This is a genomic window from Parvularcula oceani (genome assembly GCF_000733125.1).
Lineage (GTDB): Bacteria > Pseudomonadota > Alphaproteobacteria > Caulobacterales > Parvularculaceae > Parvularcula > Parvularcula oceani.
Genome location: NZ_JPHU01000032.1, coordinates 1 through 953 on the forward strand (window position 1 = coordinate 1; position 953 = coordinate 953).

Below are 953 nucleotides of genomic sequence, written 5' to 3' on the forward strand. Positions count from 1 at the left end.
AAGCCAGCGATCGCAGAGAGCGTCGATCCGATGACGACGCTGAGATTGACGCTCAGCACCGCGCCCGGTCCTTCGAAGGCCAGCGCGGCGACGAACAGGCTCATAGTGAAGCCGACGCCTGCGAGCAGGGCGACACCGCAGATCTGTGGCCAACCAACGTTCGGTGGAAGGCGACCGAGTCCTGTCGCCACAGCCAGGCCGGCACCGGCCATGACGCCGAGCGGCTTGCCGAGGAACAGGCCGAGGACGACCCCGAGGCTGACGGGGCTGAGAACCGTCTCCACCGTCATGCCATCGAGCGCGATGCCTGCGTTGAAGAAGGCGAAGAGAGGAACGATCAGCAGCGCGACCCAAGGGGTCAGGTCATGCTCGACCTGATGCAGGAACTCCCTGCCGCCGACGCGCATCGGTAGGGTCCACGCTGCGAGCACGCCGGCCATCGTCGCATGGACGCCGGACTCGAGGACGGCAGCCCAGAGGAACACGGTGACGATGCCGTAGGCCGTCACGCTGCCGACGCGGAAGCGGTTGAGGCCGACCAGCACGAAGAGCGCCGCGACCGCGGCGAGGAGAGCCGCGACGCTCAACCCCTCTGAGTAGAACGCCGCGATGACGACCAAGGTGCCGAAGTCGTCGAAGATGGCGAGGGCCGTGAGGAACACCTTCAACGAGAGGGGTACGCGTCGGCCGAGGACGGCCAGGCATGCGAGCGCAAGAACGATGTCGGTTGCGACCGGCACGGCCCAGCCGCGAGCAGCCGCTGGATCGCCGTGGTTGAAGGCGAGGTAGATCACGGCGGGGACGGCCATGCCGCCGACGGCCGCGAATGCCGGCAGTGCGATCTGCGACGGCGAGGAGAGTTGTCCTTCGAGAACCTCTCGTTTGATCTCGAGGCCGATCAGGAAGAAGAAGAACACCATCAGGCCTTCGTTGATCCAGAGGATCATGGGCTT

1 protein-coding gene is annotated in these 953 nt (G+C 66.0%); it reads right to left on the reverse strand.

The annotated features are described in order from the left end of the window. On the reverse strand, positions 1-953 hold a 953-nt coding region (nhaA, locus tag IE88_RS0116080), incomplete at both ends, for a Na+/H+ antiporter NhaA (RefSeq protein ID WP_031556485.1).